Origin of the sequence: Comamonas testosteroni, assembly GCF_000761245.1 — a bacterium.
Lineage (GTDB): Bacteria > Pseudomonadota > Gammaproteobacteria > Burkholderiales > Burkholderiaceae_C > Comamonas > Comamonas testosteroni_C.
On the sequence record NZ_AWOR01000050.1, the window covers coordinates 1 to 16992 of the forward strand.

At 66.8% G+C, this 16992-nt stretch carries 14 protein-coding genes; 13 read left to right on the forward strand and 1 reads right to left on the reverse strand.

Features of this window, described 5'->3' with window-relative positions:
- Positions 1–236: 236 nt before the first annotated feature.
- The 7 genes from P353_RS14840 to hutG all read left to right on the forward strand — a co-directional run bounded on the left by P353_RS14840 (position 237) and on the right by hutG (position 8273).
- A complete protein-coding gene (locus P353_RS14840) occupies positions 237–803 on the forward strand; it encodes a HutD family protein (RefSeq protein WP_034370869.1) in 567 nt (188 codons plus the stop codon).
- A gap of 139 nt (positions 804–942) precedes the next feature.
- A complete protein-coding gene (gene hutI / locus P353_RS14845; protein ID WP_034370872.1) occupies positions 943–2205 on the forward strand; it encodes an imidazolonepropionase in 1263 nt (420 codons plus the stop codon).
- Between the two features lie 25 nt (positions 2206–2230).
- Complete coding sequence (locus P353_RS14850; protein ID WP_034370875.1) at positions 2231–3619, forward strand: FAD-binding oxidoreductase; 1389 nt, start codon at positions 2231–2233, stop codon at positions 3617–3619.
- Positions 3616–4758, forward strand: a complete 1143-nt coding sequence (locus P353_RS14855) for a histidinol-phosphate transaminase (protein ID WP_034370878.1) — start codon at positions 3616–3618, stop codon at positions 4756–4758. Before P353_RS14850 ends, P353_RS14855 begins: the two co-directional genes overlap by 4 nt.
- A 3-nt stretch (positions 4759–4761) precedes the next feature.
- The gene (locus P353_RS14860; protein ID WP_034370880.1) at positions 4762–5991 is read left to right on the forward strand and encodes an MFS transporter; all 1230 of its coding nucleotides are present in this window, start codon (positions 4762–4764) and stop codon (positions 5989–5991) included.
- Positions 5988–7415: a formimidoylglutamate deiminase gene (locus tag P353_RS14865; RefSeq protein ID WP_034370883.1), complete on the forward strand. Its 1428-nt coding sequence runs from the start codon at positions 5988–5990 to the stop codon at positions 7413–7415. Before P353_RS14860 ends, P353_RS14865 begins: the two co-directional genes overlap by 4 nt.
- A 42-nt stretch (positions 7416–7457) precedes the next feature.
- Positions 7458–8273 carry an N-formylglutamate deformylase gene (hutG, locus tag P353_RS14870; protein ID WP_034370886.1) on the forward strand — a complete coding sequence of 272 codons (816 nt, stop codon included), beginning with the start codon at positions 7458–7460 and terminating at the stop codon, positions 8271–8273.
- Between the two features lie 30 nt (positions 8274–8303).
- Here hutG and soxR read toward each other — a convergent pair whose 3' ends face one another.
- On the reverse strand, positions 8304–8774 hold the full coding sequence (gene soxR, locus P353_RS14875; protein WP_034370889.1) for a redox-sensitive transcriptional activator SoxR: 471 nt from the start codon (positions 8772–8774) through the stop codon (positions 8304–8306).
- 222 nt (positions 8775–8996) lie between these two features.
- Here soxR and P353_RS14880 point away from each other — a divergent pair, with 222 nt between their 5' ends.
- From P353_RS14880 to alkB, 6 genes are all read left to right on the forward strand, one after another.
- Entirely contained in the window at positions 8997–9380 is a 384-nt protein-coding gene (locus P353_RS14880; protein WP_034370890.1) for a hypothetical protein, read from the forward strand.
- Positions 9381–9400: 20 nt separating this feature from the next.
- A complete protein-coding gene (locus P353_RS14885) occupies positions 9401–10258 on the forward strand; it encodes a helix-turn-helix domain-containing protein (protein ID WP_034370893.1) in 858 nt (285 codons plus the stop codon).
- Between the two features lie 131 nt (positions 10259–10389).
- A complete protein-coding gene (locus tag P353_RS14890; RefSeq protein WP_034370896.1) occupies positions 10390–11586 on the forward strand; it encodes an efflux RND transporter periplasmic adaptor subunit in 1197 nt (398 codons plus the stop codon).
- An 11-nt stretch (positions 11587–11597) separates the two neighbouring features.
- On the forward strand, positions 11598–14792 hold the full coding sequence (locus P353_RS14895; protein WP_034370899.1) for an efflux RND transporter permease subunit: 3195 nt from the start codon (positions 11598–11600) through the stop codon (positions 14790–14792).
- On the forward strand, positions 14785–16260 hold the full coding sequence (locus tag P353_RS14900; RefSeq protein WP_034370901.1) for an efflux transporter outer membrane subunit: 1476 nt from the start codon (positions 14785–14787) through the stop codon (positions 16258–16260). The genes P353_RS14895 and P353_RS14900 overlap by 8 nt, the downstream gene beginning before the upstream one ends.
- The gene (gene alkB / locus P353_RS14905) at positions 16257–16931 is read left to right on the forward strand and encodes a DNA oxidative demethylase AlkB (protein WP_034370904.1); all 675 of its coding nucleotides are present in this window, start codon (positions 16257–16259) and stop codon (positions 16929–16931) included. The genes P353_RS14900 and alkB overlap by 4 nt, the downstream gene beginning before the upstream one ends.
- Positions 16932–16992 lie beyond the last annotated feature (61 nt).

Below are 16992 nucleotides of genomic sequence, written 5' to 3' on the forward strand. Positions count from 1 at the left end.
TGCGCCATGCCGATGCAGGCTACGAGATTGCAGTGGAAGCTTCCAAGCGCCATGGGCTCAACCTGCCGATGGTCAAGTAACTGTCACCCCCTGAGGCGCTTACGCGCCTTCCCCCTCTCTCGCTGCGCGGGAGGGGGACGACAGCCTCGGTGCGGGACGGCCCTTCCTCGCTGTCTCTCGCCTGGGCCGCGCCAGTTTTAAGCTGCGTTTTGTTGTAGTTTTTGTGCTTTTGATCGATGCAACGCTTTGACCTGAACCAGATTGCGCCCAGCCCGTGGAAGAACGGGGGCGGCAGCACGCGCGAGATTGTCTGCTGGCCGCAGGGCGCGGGCATGGACAGCTTTGGCTGGCGCGTGAGCGTGGCCACGATTGCCCAGGCCGGCCCGTTTTCGGCATTTCCGGGCATAGACCGGCAGATCATGCTGCTCGATGGCGACGGGGTGCGGCTGCACAGCGCCCAGGCCGGGCTCGAGCATGCATTGACCGAGCGCTGGCAGCCCTTCGCCTTTTCGGGCGATATGGCGCTGGATTGCGATCTGCTGGGCGGCCCGTCCAGCGACTTCAATGTCATGACCCGGCGCGGACAATGGTCGGCCCGGCTGGAGCAGCTCGGCGGCCAGGCCGAGGCGGGGCTGAGCGCCGCAGGGCTTTGCATGGTGTTGCAAGGTGGCTGGAAATGCGCCGACGGGCGGATACTGCAAGCCGGCCAGGGCCTGTGGTGGAGCAGCGTCCGGCACGAGCCGCTGGTCGCGCAGGGTGAGCAGGCCAGGCTGATCATGGTCAGCCTGACGCCGAACAGCTGAAACAGGAGCAGCTTGCGCGCTTTGGTTGGTCATTTCAATGCTTATTGATATGAAAAATCAAGAGAGGCAAGCGCATGAAGCTATGAAATAAGGAGCTTCATGGTTTGAATTGTCGTCATCGAACACGAGGAGCATCGCCATGGCGCAAGCTAATCCCCATCCCGCAGTCTCAGCCGACGGCTGCTGGCACAACCTGCGTCTGGCGCCGCAGCTGTATGTCTCCGAGGTGGCGGATATTCCCGAGGGCATGCTTGCCTGCATCGTGGTGGAGCAGGGCCGCATGGTCTGGGTGGGCCCACAGGACGCCATGCCTGCCCAATACCAGGCGCTGCCCAGACACGATGGCGCAGGGCGCCTGGCCACGCCGGGCCTGATCGACTGCCACACCCATCTGGTCTATGGCGGCGAGCGTGCCAACGAATTCGCCATGCGCCTGGCCGGGGCCAGCTACGAGGAAGTGGCCAGGGCCGGCGGCGGCATCGTCTCCAGCGTCAGGGCCACGCGCGAAGCGTCGGAGGACGAGCTGGTGGCACTGGCGCTGCCGCGTCTCGAGCAGTTGCTGGCCGAAGGCGTGACGGCCATAGAGATCAAGTCTGGCTACGGCCTGGCACTCGAGCACGAGCGCAAGCAGCTGCGTGCCGCACGGCGCTTGGGCGAGCGGTGTGCCGTGACCGTGCGCACCACGTTTTTAGGGGCCCATGCGCTGCCGCCCGAGTACGCGGGCCGCAGCCAGGAATACACGGATCTGGTCTGCGAGCACATGTTGCCGGCGCTGGCCGCCGAAGGTCTGATCGATGCCGTCGATGTGTTCTGCGAACGCATTGCCTTCTCGCTGGCCGAGACCGAGCAGGTCTTCCAGGCGGCCAAGGCCTTGGGCCTGCCCGTCAAGCTGCATGCCGAGCAGCTGTCGAATATGGAGGGTGCGGCCCTCGCGGCCCGCTATGGCGCGCTGTCCTGCGACCATATCGAGCATCTGTCCGAGCACGGCATCGCCGAGATGAAGAAGGCCGGCACCGTGGCCGTGCTACTGCCCGGGGCCTTCTACACGCTGCGCGACACCAAAGTGCCCCCGATTGAGGAATTAAGGGCCGCCAAGGTCCCGATGGCCGTTTCTACCGATCACAATCCGGGTACCTCCCCATGCTTGAGCTTGCTGCTCATGGCCAATATGGCTTGCACGCTGTTCCGTCTGACGGTTCCCGAGGCTCTGGCCGGTATCACCCGGCATGCCGCGCAGGCTCTGGGCCTGCAGGACGAGCAAGGCCTGATTGCCGTGGGTCGCCCCGCCAATTTCGTGCTCTGGCCCGTGCAGCAGGCAGCAGAGCTGGCCTACTGGTTCGGCAACAAGCCTGACTGTACGGTGGTGCGCCAGGGCCTGATTGCACAGCAAGCCAAAGCCTGAATGCGGGGAGCGCGAAAGGTTGCTGATGTCTCACGAACAATTTCTCAATGAACTGATCTCCACTCTGGGTGCCGACGTGGCGCTGCGCGGCACGGACACGCCCGAGCGTTGTCGCACCGACTGGAGCGGCACGCCGCCCCAGCAGCCATTGGCGCTGGTGCGCCCACGCACCACGGAGGAAGTCAGCGCGGTCATGCGCCTGTGCAGCGCCCATAGGGTTGCGGTAGTCCCGCAGGGCGGTCTGACCGGCCTGGCCGGTGCCGCGGTTCCGATGGAGGGGGCAGTGGCCCTGTCGCTGGATCGCATGAATCGCATCGAGGACATCGATGCCAAGACCGGACTGATGCAGGTGCAGGCCGGCGTCACCCTGCAAGCCGTGCAGGAGGCGGCGGTCGATGTCGGCATGGTGTTCGGCGTGGATCTCGGCGCTCGCGGCAGCTGCCAGATCGGCGGCAATGTCTCCACCAATGCGGGTGGCAACGGCGTGCTGCAGCACGGCATGATGCGCGAGCAGGTGCTGGGCCTGGAGGTGGTGCTGGCCGACGGCACGGTGCTGCCCATGCTGCGCCCCATGATCAAGAACAACACGGGCTACGACCTCAAGCAGTTCTTCATCGGAGCCGAAGGCACGCTGGGCATCATCACCCGCGTGCTGCTGCGCCTGCGTCCCGCGCCCCAGGCCACGGCCACGACGCTGGTGGCCATGCCCGATTTCGACGCGGCGCTGGCTGTGCTCAAGCGCATGCAATCGCGCTTCGGCAACAGCGTCGCGGCCTACGAGCTGATGTGGGACAGCTTTGTGCAGGCCTCCATGGCCTGGCTCAAGCTCGCCGCGCCTTTTGAGCAGCGCTACCCCTTGCTGGCCCTGATCAATGTGGACGGCAAGGACGAGGCGCAGCTGCAAGGCGATGTGCAGCAGGTGCTCGAGGAAGCCATGGAAGCCGGCGAGGTGCTCGATGCCATCGTGGCCCAGTCGGTCGCCCAGGTGCAGCAGCTGTGGAAGCTGCGCGAGGCCCCGGCCGAGCTCAACAACAATATGCATCCCGCAATCAACTTCGATGTGAGCCTGCCCCAGGCGGACATCGGCCGTTTTGCCGAAGCCTGCATGCAGGCTTTTGCCGCTCGCTGGCCTGGTCACCAGGCGCTGTACTTCGGCCATGTGGGCGACGGCAATCTCCATGTCTCGGTGGATGGCAAGACCGTCAACGGCGAATGCGAGCAGGTGGAGGAGCTTCTCTACCGCATCGTGGGCGAGATGCAGGGCAGCGTCTCCGCGGAGCACGGCATCGGCCTGCACAAGAAGCCGTATCTGAGCAACAGCCGCACGCCCGCGGAGCTGGCGGCGATGCGGGCCATCAAGCTGGCCCTCGATCCCCTGGGCCTGATGAATCCCGGAAAGGTGTTTGATCTATGACGAATTCCCTGGTGGCCTCGCTGGCCCGTGCCCAGGTGCGCCCGCTGCCCGCATACAACGCCGGCCTGTCCAATGAGGCGGTGCGGGCGCGCTATGGCGTGACCGATATTGCCCGCCTGGCCAGCAACGAGAACCCTTTTGGCGCCAGCGCCTCGGTGCGCCGGGCGATTGCCGAAGTGGCCAACGATGTGGGCAACTATCCCGATGCCAACTGCACGGCCTTGCGCGAAGCCATTGCCAAGCGCACGGGGCTGTCTGCCGGGCGCCTGGTGTTCGGCGACGGCTCGGAAGACCTGATCAAGATTCTCTGCGAGGTCTTTCTGGCCCCCGGCGATCTGGTGGTGACCCAGCGTCCCGTGTTCGGCCTGCACGAAATCTATCCGAAGATGATGGGCGCGCAGGTCGAGCTCCTCGATCTGAACGATGAGCTGGGCTTCGATGTGGCCCGCTGGTGCGCTGCCGTGGCCAAGGCCCCCAAGATCGCCTTCCTGCCCAACCCGTCCAACCCCGTGGGCTGCATGCTGGATGCGGCGCAGTTTGCACAGGTGCTGGAGGCCACGCCCGCCCACACCGTGCTGGTGGTGGATGAGGCCTATTACGAATACGCGCTGCATGACGATGACTACCCCGATGTGCTGGCCATGCTGGAGGCACGGGTCGGGCCCTGGATCGTGCTGCGCACCTTCTCCAAGGCCTGGGGCCTGGCCGGCCTGCGCGTGGGCTACGGTATGGCCGACAGCGCCGAGCTGGTGGGCCTGATGGACAAGGTACGCTCGCCCTTCAATGTGAACATGGCGGCCCAGCGCGCGGCGCTGGCTGCCTGGAGCGATCCTGCGCACATGCGCAGCGGTGTGGCGACCACGGTGGCGTTGCGCGAAGATCTGCGCAGACAGCTGCTGGCGCTGGCAGGGCCGGGCCGGCCGCTGCAAGGCCTGCGCATTGCGCCCTCGGTAGCCAACTTCCTGTTTCTCGACCTGGGCCGTCCCAATGCCCCGGTGACCGAGGCGCTGCTCAGGCAGGGCGTGATCGTCAAGCCCTGGAAGGAGCCCGGCTTCGAGAATTTCCTGCGCGTGTCCATAGGCACCGAAGGCGACAACGCGCGTTTTGTGCAGGCCTTGCTGGCCGCGTTCGAGGCCTGAGGCATGAAGCTGTTCCGGGGCTGGACGATTGTTGCGGCGGCCCATGGCCTGCTCGCCCTGGCCTTCGGTGCGGCTTATTCCTTTGGCGCTTTTTTCAAGAGCATCCAGACGCAGTTCGATGCGGGCCGCTTCTCGGTGGGCTCGCTGTTTGCCGTGACGGCTTTGCTGTATTACTGCGTGGGAGCCATTGCCGGTACCCTGGCCGACCGCATAGGCCTGCGTCGCGTGACCGGTGCGGGGGTCTTGCTGCTGGCCACAGGCTTTGCGCTGGCCAGCCAGACCCGCTCGCTGGCGCAGCTGTTCGTGGTTTTTGGCCTGTTTGTGGGCGGTGGCGTGGGCCTGATCTACGTACCGGCCCTGGTGGCCGTGCAGCGCTGGTTCATAAGGCTGCGCAGCCGTGCCTCCGGCCTGGCCTCGGCCGGCACCGGCGTCGGCACGTTCGCCGCGCCGCTGTTTGCGGGCTGGCTGCTGGAGCAGCAGAGCTGGCAGATCGCCATGCAGTGGTTTGCGCTCGTCATCTTGCTGCTGGGACTGCCGGCCGCGCTGTCCATGGTCGGCCAGCCCTCGCAGCTGGGCCTGAGCTGCGACGGTGATCCTCACCCTGCTCAGGCTGCAGCCCAGGCGCAGGGCATGGAGCTGTCCCAGGCCTTGCGCAGCAGCAGCTTCGGCTGGTTTTTTCTCGCCATTTTCCTGGCTTCGGTGAGTCTGTTTGCCGCCCTGGTGCATATCGCTCCCATGGCCCAGGGCCTGGATATCGATGCCGTTTCAAGCCAGTGGCTGATCGCCTTGATAGGCGCCGGCAATGTGCTGGGCCGACCGCTGCTGGGCGGTCTCGGCGACCGGCTGGGTGCGCTGCGTCTGCTCATGGGTCTGAGCATATTTCTGGCCCTGCTGCACCTGCTGTGGTGGCAGGCCCATGGCTGGGCTGCGCTGGCCGTTTTTTCCCTGCTGTTCGGTGCGGCGCACGGCGGCTGCATCGCCCTGTTTCCCGTCCTGGCCGCCCAGTGGTTCGGCACCTTGCGGCTGGGGGCCATTTTGGGCATTCTTTACATCAGCGTGGGGCTGGCGGCAGTCGCCGGCGCCAGCGCGTCCGGCTGGGTGTTCGACCAGACTGGCGGCTACACCCTGGCCATCCAGGTCAGCGCCACTCTGGCCTTGCTGGCCGTGGCTGCGCTGGCGCTTGCGGCCCGTGGCCAGCGTTTGGCTTTATCTCCTTCAGGCATTTCGAAATGATCATGCACTCCTCCTTCTCCAGCGGCACACTCTTTGCCGAAGACGCCTTACTGCCCACGGGGTGGGCGCGCAACGTCCTGCTGAGCTGGGATGAGAGCGGGCGTCTGGCCGAGGTGCTCACCGATGTAGATCCGCAAAGCGGCGAGGCCGGCGAGGTCGATACCGCCATCCGCGCCGCAGGTCCGGTGATCCCCGGCATGCCCAATCTGCACTCGCATGCTTTCCAGCGCGCCTTCGGCGGGCTGACCGAATTCCGCGGCCAGGCGCAGGACAGCTTCTGGAGCTGGCGCAAGCTGATGTACGGCTTTGCCAACCGCATGACGCCCGAAGCCCTGGAGGCGATCGCGACCTGGCTGTACCTGGAAATGCTGGAGGCCGGCTACACCTCGGTCTGCGAGTTCCACTATGTGCACCATGATGTGGGCGGCAAGCCCTATGCCAACGATGCCAGCCTGTCCCTGGCGCTGCTGCGTGCGGCGCAGAAGACGGGCATAGGCATGACCTTGCTGCCCGTGCTCTATCAGACCAGCGGTTTCGGGGGCCTGCCGCCTCGCGAGGATCAGGCCCGCTTCATTCGCAGCACGGACAATATGCTCTGCCTGCTGCAGCAGCTGGAGCCCGTGACCAGGGCGCAGCAGGCCGCTCTGGGCCTGGCTCCGCACTCGCTGCGCGCCGTGCCGCCGGACAGCCTGAAAACCGCGCTCGCAGGCCTGCACGCCATGCTGCCAAAGGCTGTCGTGCACATCCATATCGCCGAGCAGACCCAGGAGGTGGATGACTGCCTGGCCTGGAGCGGTCAGCGCCCCGTGCAATGGCTGCTCGACCATGCGCCTGTCGATGCGCGCTGGTGCCTGGTTCATGCCACGCATATGACGCCCGAGGAATATGCAGGCGCGGCTCGCAGCGCTGCCGTGGCCGGCATCTGCCCCACCACCGAAGCCAATCTCGGCGACGGCATTTTCGACATGCCGGCGTGGCTCAGGCATGGCGGCCGCTGGGGCATTGGCTCGGACAGCCACGCCACGGTCAATGCGGCCGAAGAGCTGCTGATGCTCGAATACAGCCAGCGCCTGAACCTGCGTCAGCGCAATGTGCTTGGCGGCGGCGTCCAGCCGCAGGTGGCGACCTCCATGACCTTGCAGGCAGTGGCCGGCGGTGCCCAGGCGTCGGGCCGTGCCATTGCCGGTCTGGCCGTGGGCCAGCAGGCCGACTTCGTGGTGCTCGATGCCCGGCATGTGGCCCTCAACGGTCTGCCTGCCGACAGCGGTCATGCCGCCCATGTGTTTGCCAGCCATCGCACTTCGGCCATTGCCGATGTCTGGGTTCGCGGCCAGCAGCGCGTGCAGTCGGGCCGCCATGCGCTGCACGAGGTCGCGCAACAGGGCTTTGTCCAGGCCCGCAAGGCATTGCTGCAAGGCGCCTGAGCGCGGCTTGCCATCAGATTTTTGACACAAGAGAGACGCTCCATGAGCCCATCCGTTCCACCCTTTGTCTTTCACCAGGGTACGGCACCGCTGCTGATTTCCATGCCGCATACCGGCACCCATGTGCCGCCCGACATCGCTGCCAGGCTCACGCCCGAAGGGCGCGAAGTCCACGACACCGACTGGCACATGCCGCAGCTCTACGACTTTGCCCGGGCGCTGGGCGCATCCATGCTGGTCGCCACGCATTCGCGCTATGTCATCGACCTGAACCGTCCGCCCGATGGCGCCAGCCTCTATCCGGGCCAGAGCGTGACCGGGCTGTGCCCGGTCGATGGCTTTGACAGCGAGCCTCTGTATGCCAGCAAGGACCTGGAGCCCGACGAGGTGGAAGTCGCGCGCCGCCGCGAGCTTTACTGGCAGCCCTATCACGCGCAACTGCGCGCCGAGCTCGATCGCATCAAGAGCCAGCACGGCGTGGCCATGCTGTGGGACGCCCACAGCATCCGCTCGGTGCTGCCGCGCTTTTTCGAGGGCAAGCTGCCCGACCTGAACCTGGGCACCGCCGACGGCAAGAGCTGTGCGCCGGCGCTGGCCCAGCAACTGCTGGACATCGCGCAGCAGGCACCGGGTCACACCAGCGTGCTCAATGGCCGCTTCAAGGGCGGCTTCATCACGCGCAACTATGGCCAGCCGGAGCAGGGCTTCCATGCCGTGCAGCTGGAGATGACGCAGTCCAGCTATATGCAGGAGCAGATGCCGTTTGACTACCTGCCCGAGGTCGCGGCCCGTATCCAGCCCACCATGCAGCGCCTGCTGCAGGCCGTTGTGGCCTTCGCCCAAACCAGCGGCCGCTGAGCCCAAGGCGAGGGCGAGGCGAGGGCAAGGCTAGTGGCCCTCGGGCTGTAGCGCATCGCCAAGCCAGCGGCGCGGCCCCGGGCCGCCGCGCTGGCATTGGTCGTCGGGGTTGTACATGCTGCAGACCTTGAGCGACAGACAGCCGCAGCCTATGCACTGGTTCAGGCTGTCGCGCAGACGCTGGAGCTCGTCGATGCGCTCGTCCAGCCGCTGCTGCCAGATGCGCGACATCTTCTGCCAGTCGCCGCCCGTGGGCACATGCCGCGTCGGCAGCCGCGCCAGCTGCGCGGCGATCTCCTCCAGCGTGAACCCCACGCGCTGCGCAAACACGATGTAGGCAATGCGCCGCAGGCCCGAGCGGTGGTAGCTCCGCCTTCCGCCGCTGCTGCGCACCGATTCGATCAGACCCAGCGACTCGTAAAAGCGCAGCGCCGATGCGTTGACGCCGCTGCGCTGCGCGAAGTCGCTGATGCTCATCAGCGGATCATCCTCAATTTTCATGATGTCTTTCCTCGGGGCTTGACTTCAAGTTAACTTGAACTTGAAGAATGTGAGCCATTGTGATCGATAGCGCAGGAGCCGGGCAAGTCCGCTGAGGCAGTCCATGAAGGCCAGTTGGCCGGACTGAGAAATTCTTTGGCTGAAAGTTGCAATGACGCCGCTGCTGTTCACTCATAAAGTAATGAGACGCATTTTTATTGGTAAACATAGACGGGAGGTTCCATGTACATCGACAGCAGCAGCTATCCACTGGTCCGCATGAGCTACGAGCGTGACAAGGCCCAGCCAATGGACCGCTTGCTGGCGGATTTCTCGGCTCTGCTCGATCGCGGCCAGGCCTTTGTCTTCTACAGCGACGGCGACATGTCCCAGGAGGATCGCTCGCCCGAGGAGCGCAAGCAGGTGGTGCTCTGGATGAAAGCCCGCCGCAGCCAGCTCAAAAGCCTGGTTCGCGCTCTGGTTCATGCCGAGCCCGATGCGCAAAAGCGAGAACAGGCCCAGGCCTTGGCGCAGATGTTCGGCAAGGCATGGGGTTATCCGATGCTGCTGGTGGCCTCCACGCATGAGGCGCGCGAGCGAGCGCTGGAGCTTCTTGAGAGCGATTGAAATGGAATGAGGGAAAAGCGATGAATGCCGTGGATGAAGCCTCGCTGCAGGACAGGTTCGGAATGTGGGATCCCGACCAGGTGGACCGCCCGGTGATCGTGCTGCCCATGCAGTCGGGCCCGGGGGATTGGGGCATGGACTTCCATGCCCATCGCAAGAGTCAGCTCATGGTCACGAATGTGGGACTGATCACGCTGGAGACCGATGCTGGCGTCTGTGTGGTTCCGCCGCGCAGCGCCGCCTGGATCGAAGGCGGCATGCCGCATCGCGTCAGCTTCAGCGGCGCGGCCAGCGGCTACATCGTCTTCGTGGCAGCGGGGGCGGCGCGTCCAATGACCGGCCCCTGTCATGCGCTGGCGGTATCGCCATTTCTGAGTGCGCTACTGGAGCGCGTGCAGGCGTTGCCGCAGCACTACCGTGTTGATGACGGTGACGGCCGGTTGATGCAGGTGCTGATCGACGAGATCCAGGCGGCACAGCCCGAGGGTCTGCACCTGCCGATGCCGCGTGACCGGCGTCTGCGCCGCATGGCCAGCACCCTGTGCGCCGAGCCGCAGTTGCAGGTTCGGCTGGCCGATTGGGCGCAGCGCATAGGCATGAGCGAGCGCAGCATGACCCGGCTGTTTCTGGCCGAGACAGGCCTCACCGTCAACCAGTGGCGTCGTCAGCTCCATGTGCTTACCGCGCTGCAGCAGCTCTCGGAAGGGCAGCGCATACAGACCGTGGCAGACGCCCTCGGCTACGAAAGTGCGCCTGCCTTCGTGACCATGTTCCGCAAGGCGGTGGGTAGCTCGCCGCGGCGCTTTCTGGCGCAGCGCAGAGCACCGCTGCAGCCTGCGTGGCCCGGGCTGCGGCCTGTGTCCGGGGCCTCGGTCTGAAGGCCGGCAGGCCCCGTTTTCAACCTGTTTTCCACGACGTCCATTGCGCGCCACGCGCTGCGCAGGGACGGGTGTGCCCGTAAAGCGCCGCAGCACGCCGTGCACGGCCGTTTCCTGAAGGAGAGAGTCTCATGTTTGTCTTCCAAGCACCGCAGCTGCGGCCTACCATGCTTGCCAGCGCCGTGGCGGCGCTGGCCCTGCTTTCCGGCTGCAGCCGTTCCGGCGCGGGCGATGCACATGCCAGCAACGGCCCACCGCCCGCGCCCGAGGTGCAGGTGGCCGAGGTCGCCTTGCAGGCCATACGCCCCTGGGACGAGTTCAACGGCCGCATCGAGGCCGTGGAGTCGGTGCAGCTGCGCTCGCGCGTGTCGGGATATATCGAGCGCATCGCCTTCGTCGAAGGTCAGGAGGTGAAGAAGGGCCAGTTGCTGTTCGTGATCGACCAGCGGCCCTATCGCGCGTCCCTGGCCAGCGCCCAGGCCCAGCTCGAACGCGCGCGTGCCGCTGCCGGGCTGGCGCAGACGCAGGATCAGCGCGCGCGCCAGCTGGTGGCCGAGAATGCGGTCTCGCGCGAGGAGGCAGACACAAGGGCCGCAACGCTGGCCCAGGCCACGGCCCAGGTGCGCGCGGCCGAGGCCGAGCTGGCTATCGCGCGGCTGCAGCTGGACTTCACCGAGGTGCGCGCGCCCATCACGGGCCGTGCCAGCCGCGCCCTGCTCACCGTAGGCAATATGGCCCAGGCCGACCAGAGCGTGCTGACCACCCTGGTCTCGCAGGACCCGGTGTATGTGTATTTCGATGCCGACGAGCACAGCTTTCTGCGCTACCAGAAGGCCGGTCTGGCCGGCCAGGGCCGCGCGGTGCGCATCGCCCTGGTCGGCGACGACGGCTTTGCCCATACGGGCACGCTGGACTTCAGCGACAACCAGCTGCAGCCGGGCACGGGCACCATGCGCCTGCGCGCGCGTCTGGCCAACCCCGAGCGGACGCTGACGCCAGGCCTGTTTGCACGCGTGCAGATGCAAAGTGGCCCGCAGCGGCAGGAGGCCGAGCCCCAGGCGCTGCTGATCGACGACAAGGCCGTTCTCACCGACCAGGACCGCAAGTACGTCTATGTGGTGGGCGAAGGCAATCTGGCCGAGCGTCGCGACCTCACGCTGGGCCGCATGGTCGATGGCAGGCGCCTGGTGGAAAAGGGCCTGGCTGCGGGTGACCGGCTGGTGGTGGGCGGGGTGCAGCGCATCTACTACCCCGGCATGCTCATCAATCCCAGGCCGGTGGCAGCAGCGGCAGCGGCCGCGCAACCCGCGCCGGCCGCTGTGCAGTAAGGGGAAGTGCCATGGACTTCTCCAAATTCTTCATAGACCGGCCCATCTTCGCGGTCGTGCTCTCCATCATCATGTTTGCCGTGGGGCTGGTCGCGATTCCGCAGCTGCCTGTGGGCGAGTATCCCGAGGTCGTGCCGCCCAGCGTGGTGGTGCGCGCCACCTATCCGGGGGCCAATCCCAAGGAGGTCGCCGAGTCGGTGGCCGTGCCGCTGGAGGAAGCCATCAACGGGGTCGAAGGCCTGATGTACATGAAGTCGGTCGCGGCGTCCGACGGCAGCCTGCAGGTGGTGGCCACCTTCCGCCCCGAAATCGACCCCGACACCGCCGCCGTACGCGTGCAAAACCGTGTCAGCCAGGCCCAGAGCCGGCTGCCCGAGGAGGTGCGACAGTTCGGCGTGACCACGCAGAAGCAGGCCTCCACGCCGCTGATGTACGTGGGCCTGGTGTCCCGCGACGGCGCGCATGACGCGCTGTATCTGCGCAACCATGTCACGCTCAAGATCAAGGATGTGCTGGCGCGCATTCCCGGTGTGGGCGACGTGGGCATCTACGGCGCGGGCGACTACGCGATGCGCGTCTGGCTGGATCCGCACAAGGTGGCGGCACGCCAGCTCACGGCCGGCGAGGTGATCGCCGCCATTCGCGAGCAGAACATCCAGGTCTCGGCCGGTCAGCTGGGCGCCGAGCCCAGTGCGCAGAAGTCCGACAAGCTGCTGTCCATCAATGTGCGCGGGCGGCTGAAGACGGCCGAGGAGTTCGGGGACATTGTGCTCAAGAGCGGCGAAGACGGCCAGGTCGTGCGTCTGGCCGACGTGGCGCGTATCGAGCTGGGCGCCAGCGACTACACGCTGCGCTCGTGGAGCGACACCAAGAACATGGCGGCCGTGGGCATCTTCCTGTCGCCCGGTGCGAATGCGCTGGGCGTGGCCGAGCAGGTCTACGCGGCCATGGAGCGGCTCTCCAAGGATCTTCCCGAAGGCGTGGTCTTCGAGTCCGTCTGGGACCCCACGGTCTTTGTGCGCGACTCGATCAAGGCCGTGCAGAGCACGCTGATCGAAGCCGTGATCCTGGTGGTGCTGGTGGTCATCGTCTTTTTGCAGACCTGGCGCGCCTCCATCATTCCGCTGCTGGCCGTGCCCGTGTCCATCATCGGCACTTTCGCGGGCCTGTACCTGCTGGGCTACTCGATCAACACGCTGACCTTGTTCGGCCTGGTGCTGGCGATCGGTATCGTGGTGGACGACGCCATCGTCGTGGTCGAGAACGTGGAGCGCTACATCGAGCAGGGTCACAGTCCGCAGGAGGCTGCCCATCTGGCCATGAAGGAAGTCTCGGGGCCCATCATCGCCATCGCCCTGGTGCTGTGCGCGGTCTTCGTGCCCATGGCTTTTCTCAGCGGCGTCACGGGCCAGTTCTACCAGCAGTTCGCGGTGACCATTGCCATCTCCACGGTGATCTCGGCCATCAACTCGCTGACCCTGTCGCCCGCGCTGGCGGCCAAGCTGCTGCAGCCGCACGGCGCACCGCGCGACGCGCTGGCGCGTGTCATCGACAAGGGCCTGGGCTGGCTCTTCCGGCCCTTCAACCGCTTCTTCGATCGCAGCGCCCACGGCTACCAGAACTCGGTGGGCCGCTCGCTGCATCGACGCGGTCTGGTGTTCGCGGTCTATGCGGCGCTGCTGGCCGGCACTGCCGTGCTGTTCCACGCCGTGCCCGGGGGCTTCATTCCCATGCAGGACAAGCTCTACCTGTTTGCCGGTGCCAAGCTGCCAGAGGGCGCGTCGCTGAACCGCACCGATGCGGTCACGCGCCAGATGGTGGAGGCGGCCAAGAGCGTGGATGGCGTGGACATGGTCGCCGCCTTCGCGGGCTTCAATGCGCTGCAGTCCACGACCACGCCCAATCTGACCAGCTCCTACATCATGCTCAAGCCCTTTGGCGAGCGCACCCGCAGCGCCGAGGAGATCAACGCCGAGCTGGGCGCCAAGTTCGCGCAGATCGAGGGTGGCTTCGCCTATGCGCTGATGCCGCCGCCCATACAGGGCCTGGGCAACGGATCGGGCTATTCGCTGTTCCTGCAGGACCGCGCAGGTCTGGGCTATGCAGCGCTGCAGCAGGCGCTTGCGGCCTTTCAGGCCGAGATCGCCAAGACGCCCGGCATGACCTACCCGGTCAGCAGCTACCAGTCCAACATCCCGCAGCTGGAAGTGAAGGTGGATCGCATCAAGGCCAAGGCCCAGGGCGTGGCGCTGACCGATCTGTTCCAGACCCTGCAGGCCTATCTGGGCTCGGTCTATGTCAACGACTTCAACGCCTTCGGCCGCGTCTGGCGCGTGATGCTGCAGGCCGATGCCGACCACCGCCAGGCCGTGGAGGACATCGCCCAGCTGCGCACGCGCAACGCGCGCGGCGAGATGGTGCCCATAGGCTCCATGGTCACCGTGGTGCCCAGCTACGGGCCCGATCCGGTGCTGCGCTACAACGGCTTTCCGGCCGCCGACCTGATCGGCGACTCTGATCCGCGCCTGCTGTCCTCGGCCGAGGTGCTGACCAAGCTGCAGGAGATCGCGCAGCGCACGCTGCCGCGCGGCATCGAGCTGGCCTGGACGGATCTGAGCTACCAGCAGGTCGAGCAGAGCCATGCCGCAGCCGTGGTCTTCGTCATTGCCGTGATGCTGGTCTTTCTGGTGCTGGCCGCGCTCTACGAGAGCTGGACCCTGCCGTTGGCCGTGATCCTGATCGTGCCCGTGTGTATCTGCGCGGCGCTGTTCGGCGTGTGGCTGGCCGGGGGAGACAACAATGTCTTCGTGCAGGTGGGCCTGGTGGTGCTCATGGGCCTGGCCTGCAAGAACGCGATTTTGATCGTGGAGTTCGCACGCGAGCTGGAGATGCGCGGCTCGTCCATCGTCGATGCCGCGCTGCAAGCCTGCCGCCTGCGGCTGCGTCCCATCGTCATGACCTCCATCGCCTTCATCGCGGGCGCCGTGCCCTTGCTGATCGGCAGCGGCGCGGGCAGCGAGGTGCGCGCGGCCACGGGCGTGACGGTGTTCTCGGGCATGCTCGGCGTGACGCTGTTCGGTCTCTTCCTCACGCCGGTGTTCTACGTCACGCTGCGCCGCCTGTCGGGCCGTTCGCTGGCGACCCGCACGCCTGCCCAACCCGCTTCAACTGTTGCACCCGCATCCCTGGAGAGCCGCCATGTCTGAGATCCCCCAACCTCTGCGCCGGCATGCGCTGGCATGGGCCGTGGCGGGCCTTTCGGCCCTGCTCGCAGGCTGCGCCGTAGGCCCCGATTTCCGCACGCCCGAGCTGCCCCAGGCCGGCGCGCAGTTCGCGCGGGCCGAGCCGCCTGCCAGCACGCAGCCTGCCAACGCGCCGCAGCCAGCCCCCGATGCCGCATTCTGGCGTCAGTTCCAGGATGCGCAGCTCACGCAGCTGGTCGAGCAGGCCCTGCGTGCCAACCAGGATCTGCGCGGCGCGCTGGCGCGGCTGGATGCGGTCCAGGCCCTGCTGCGCGAGAGCCGTCTTGATCAGCTTCCCACGCTCACCCTTTCGGGCCAGGCGCTGCAGCAAAGACGCAGCGAAAGCCAGGCAGCAAGCGGGCCGCGCAGCCAGCGCAGCTACAGCGCCGGCATCAACGCGAGCTGGGAGCTGGACCTGTTCGGTCGCGTGCGCCGCAGCATCGAGGCCGGCAGCGCCGAGCTGCGTGCCAGTGCCGCCGATCTGGCCGCGCTGCAGGTTGCCATTGCGGCCCAGGTCGCTGCCAGCTACGCCGATCTGCGCGGCTGGCAACAGCGCCTGCATCTGGCCGAGGCCAATGCCGCCAATCAGCAGGACACGCTGCGCCTGGTGCAGCTGCGGCTGGCCCATGGCAGCGGCTCCGACTTCGACCTGGCGCGCGCCCAGGCGCTGCTGGAGACCACGCGCTCGCGCATTCCGGCGCTGCAGGCTCAGATCGCCGTAGCCCAGCACCGCCTGGCCGTGCTCACCGGCCAGGTGCCCGAGGCACTGATCGCGGCGCTGGACGCGCCGGCCGCGTTGCCGCAACTGCCGCAGACCATCGCTCCCGGCACGCCCGCCGAGCTGTTGCGCCGTCGCCCCGATGTGGCAGCCGCCGAGGCGCGTCTGCATGCCGCCACGGCGCGGGTGGGTGTGGCTACGGCCGAGCTGTTCCCGCGACTGTCGCTGGGCGGCCTGCTGGGCAGCTCTGCCTTTGGTGCGGGCGCGCTGTTCGAGGCCGGCAGTGCCAGCCGAAGCGTATTTCTGGGCGTGGACTGGTCTTTTCTCGACGTGGGCCGCGTGCGCGCGCGCATCGCTGCCGGCGAGGCGGGCGCCCAGGCCGCGCTGGCCCAGTACCAGCAAAGCGTGCTGCTGGCGCTGGAGGACACGGAGAATGCCCTGGTGCTTCTCACGCGCACCCGCAGCGAGGACGCCCATCTGACCCAGGCCGCCGAGCAGCGTGCACGCGCCGAGCAGCTCGCGCAGCGCCGCTACCGCTTGGGCAGCGTGGGCCTGTACGAGGTGCTGGACGCGCAGCGCGACCTCTACGCGGCCCAGGACGCTGCGGCCGACAGCCGCGCGCGCGGCCTGCGTGCCGCCGTGGCGCTGTACCAGGCGCTGGCCGGTGGCTGGGAGGGGCAGCCGCCTGCCAGGCCTATGATGGCGTTGCAATGACGCTTTCGCTGTTTCCTCTCGACCCCCTGCCCGCCGAAACCATTGATGACGGCGCCGTGCTGCTGCGCGGCTTCGCGGCAGCCGAGGAGCAGCGCTGGGTGGCCGAGGTGACGGCCTTGCAGACGCGGGCCGCATTTCGCACCATGCAGGTGCCCGGGGGCAAGTTCATGTCGGTGGCGATCAGCAACGCCGGCGGCTGGGGCTGGATTTCGGATCTGCAGGGCTATCGCTACAGCGCCGTCGATCCGCAAACCGGAAAGCCCTGGCCTGCCATTCCCGCTTTTCTGGGCGAGCAGGCGGCCAGGGCTGCGGCGCTGGCCGGCTATCTGGGCTTTGCGCCCGATGCCTGCCTGATCAACCGCTATCAGCCGAGCGCGCGCATGGGTTTGCACCGCGATCAGGACGAGAGCGACTTTGCTGCGCCCATAGTCTCGGTCTCGCTGGGCCTGGCTTGCAGCTTTCTCTGGGGCGGGCTGACACGCCACAGTCCCACCCGGCGCCTGGCGCTCACTCATGGCGATGTGCTGGTCTGGGGCGGGCCCTCGCGCCTGGTGTTTCATGGCGTCGCCCCGCTCAAGCAGGGCCAGCACCCGCTGCTTGGCAATGAACGCTGGAATCTGACGTTCCGCATGGCCAAGGCTCGCTACCCGGCAGGCCTGCCATCGGAATAGGCGCTGGCAGCAGGGCAATGCCCGGCTGTCCGGCAAAGCCTGCCAGCTTTCCTACAATGGC

Bases quoted from the DNA above. Each gene is read 5' to 3' on its own strand.
- P353_RS14840 (WP_034370869.1), top strand. From the start codon at position 237: ATGCAACGCTTTGACCTGAACCAGATTGCGCCCAGCCCGTGGAAGAAC.
- hutI (WP_034370872.1), top strand. From the start codon at position 943: ATGGCGCAAGCTAATCCCCATCCCGCAGTCTCAGCCGACGGCTGCTGG.
- P353_RS14850 (WP_034370875.1), top strand. From the start codon at position 2,231: ATGTCTCACGAACAATTTCTCAATGAACTGATCTCCACTCTGGGTGCC.
- P353_RS14855 (WP_034370878.1), top strand. From the start codon at position 3,616: ATGACGAATTCCCTGGTGGCCTCGCTGGCCCGTGCCCAGGTGCGCCCG.
- P353_RS14860 (WP_034370880.1), top strand. From the start codon at position 4,762: ATGAAGCTGTTCCGGGGCTGGACGATTGTTGCGGCGGCCCATGGCCTG.
- P353_RS14865 (WP_034370883.1), top strand. From the start codon at position 5,988: ATGATCATGCACTCCTCCTTCTCCAGCGGCACACTCTTTGCCGAAGAC.
- hutG (WP_034370886.1), top strand. From the start codon at position 7,458: ATGAGCCCATCCGTTCCACCCTTTGTCTTTCACCAGGGTACGGCACCG.
- soxR (WP_034370889.1), bottom strand. From the start codon at position 8,774: ATGAAAATTGAGGATGATCCGCTGATGAGCATCAGCGACTTCGCGCAG.
- P353_RS14880 (WP_034370890.1), top strand. From the start codon at position 8,997: ATGTACATCGACAGCAGCAGCTATCCACTGGTCCGCATGAGCTACGAG.
- P353_RS14885 (WP_034370893.1), top strand. From the start codon at position 9,401: ATGAATGCCGTGGATGAAGCCTCGCTGCAGGACAGGTTCGGAATGTGG.
- P353_RS14890 (WP_034370896.1), top strand. From the start codon at position 10,390: ATGTTTGTCTTCCAAGCACCGCAGCTGCGGCCTACCATGCTTGCCAGC.
- P353_RS14895 (WP_034370899.1), top strand. From the start codon at position 11,598: ATGGACTTCTCCAAATTCTTCATAGACCGGCCCATCTTCGCGGTCGTG.
- P353_RS14900 (WP_034370901.1), top strand. From the start codon at position 14,785: ATGTCTGAGATCCCCCAACCTCTGCGCCGGCATGCGCTGGCATGGGCC.
- alkB (WP_034370904.1), top strand. From the start codon at position 16,257: ATGACGCTTTCGCTGTTTCCTCTCGACCCCCTGCCCGCCGAAACCATT.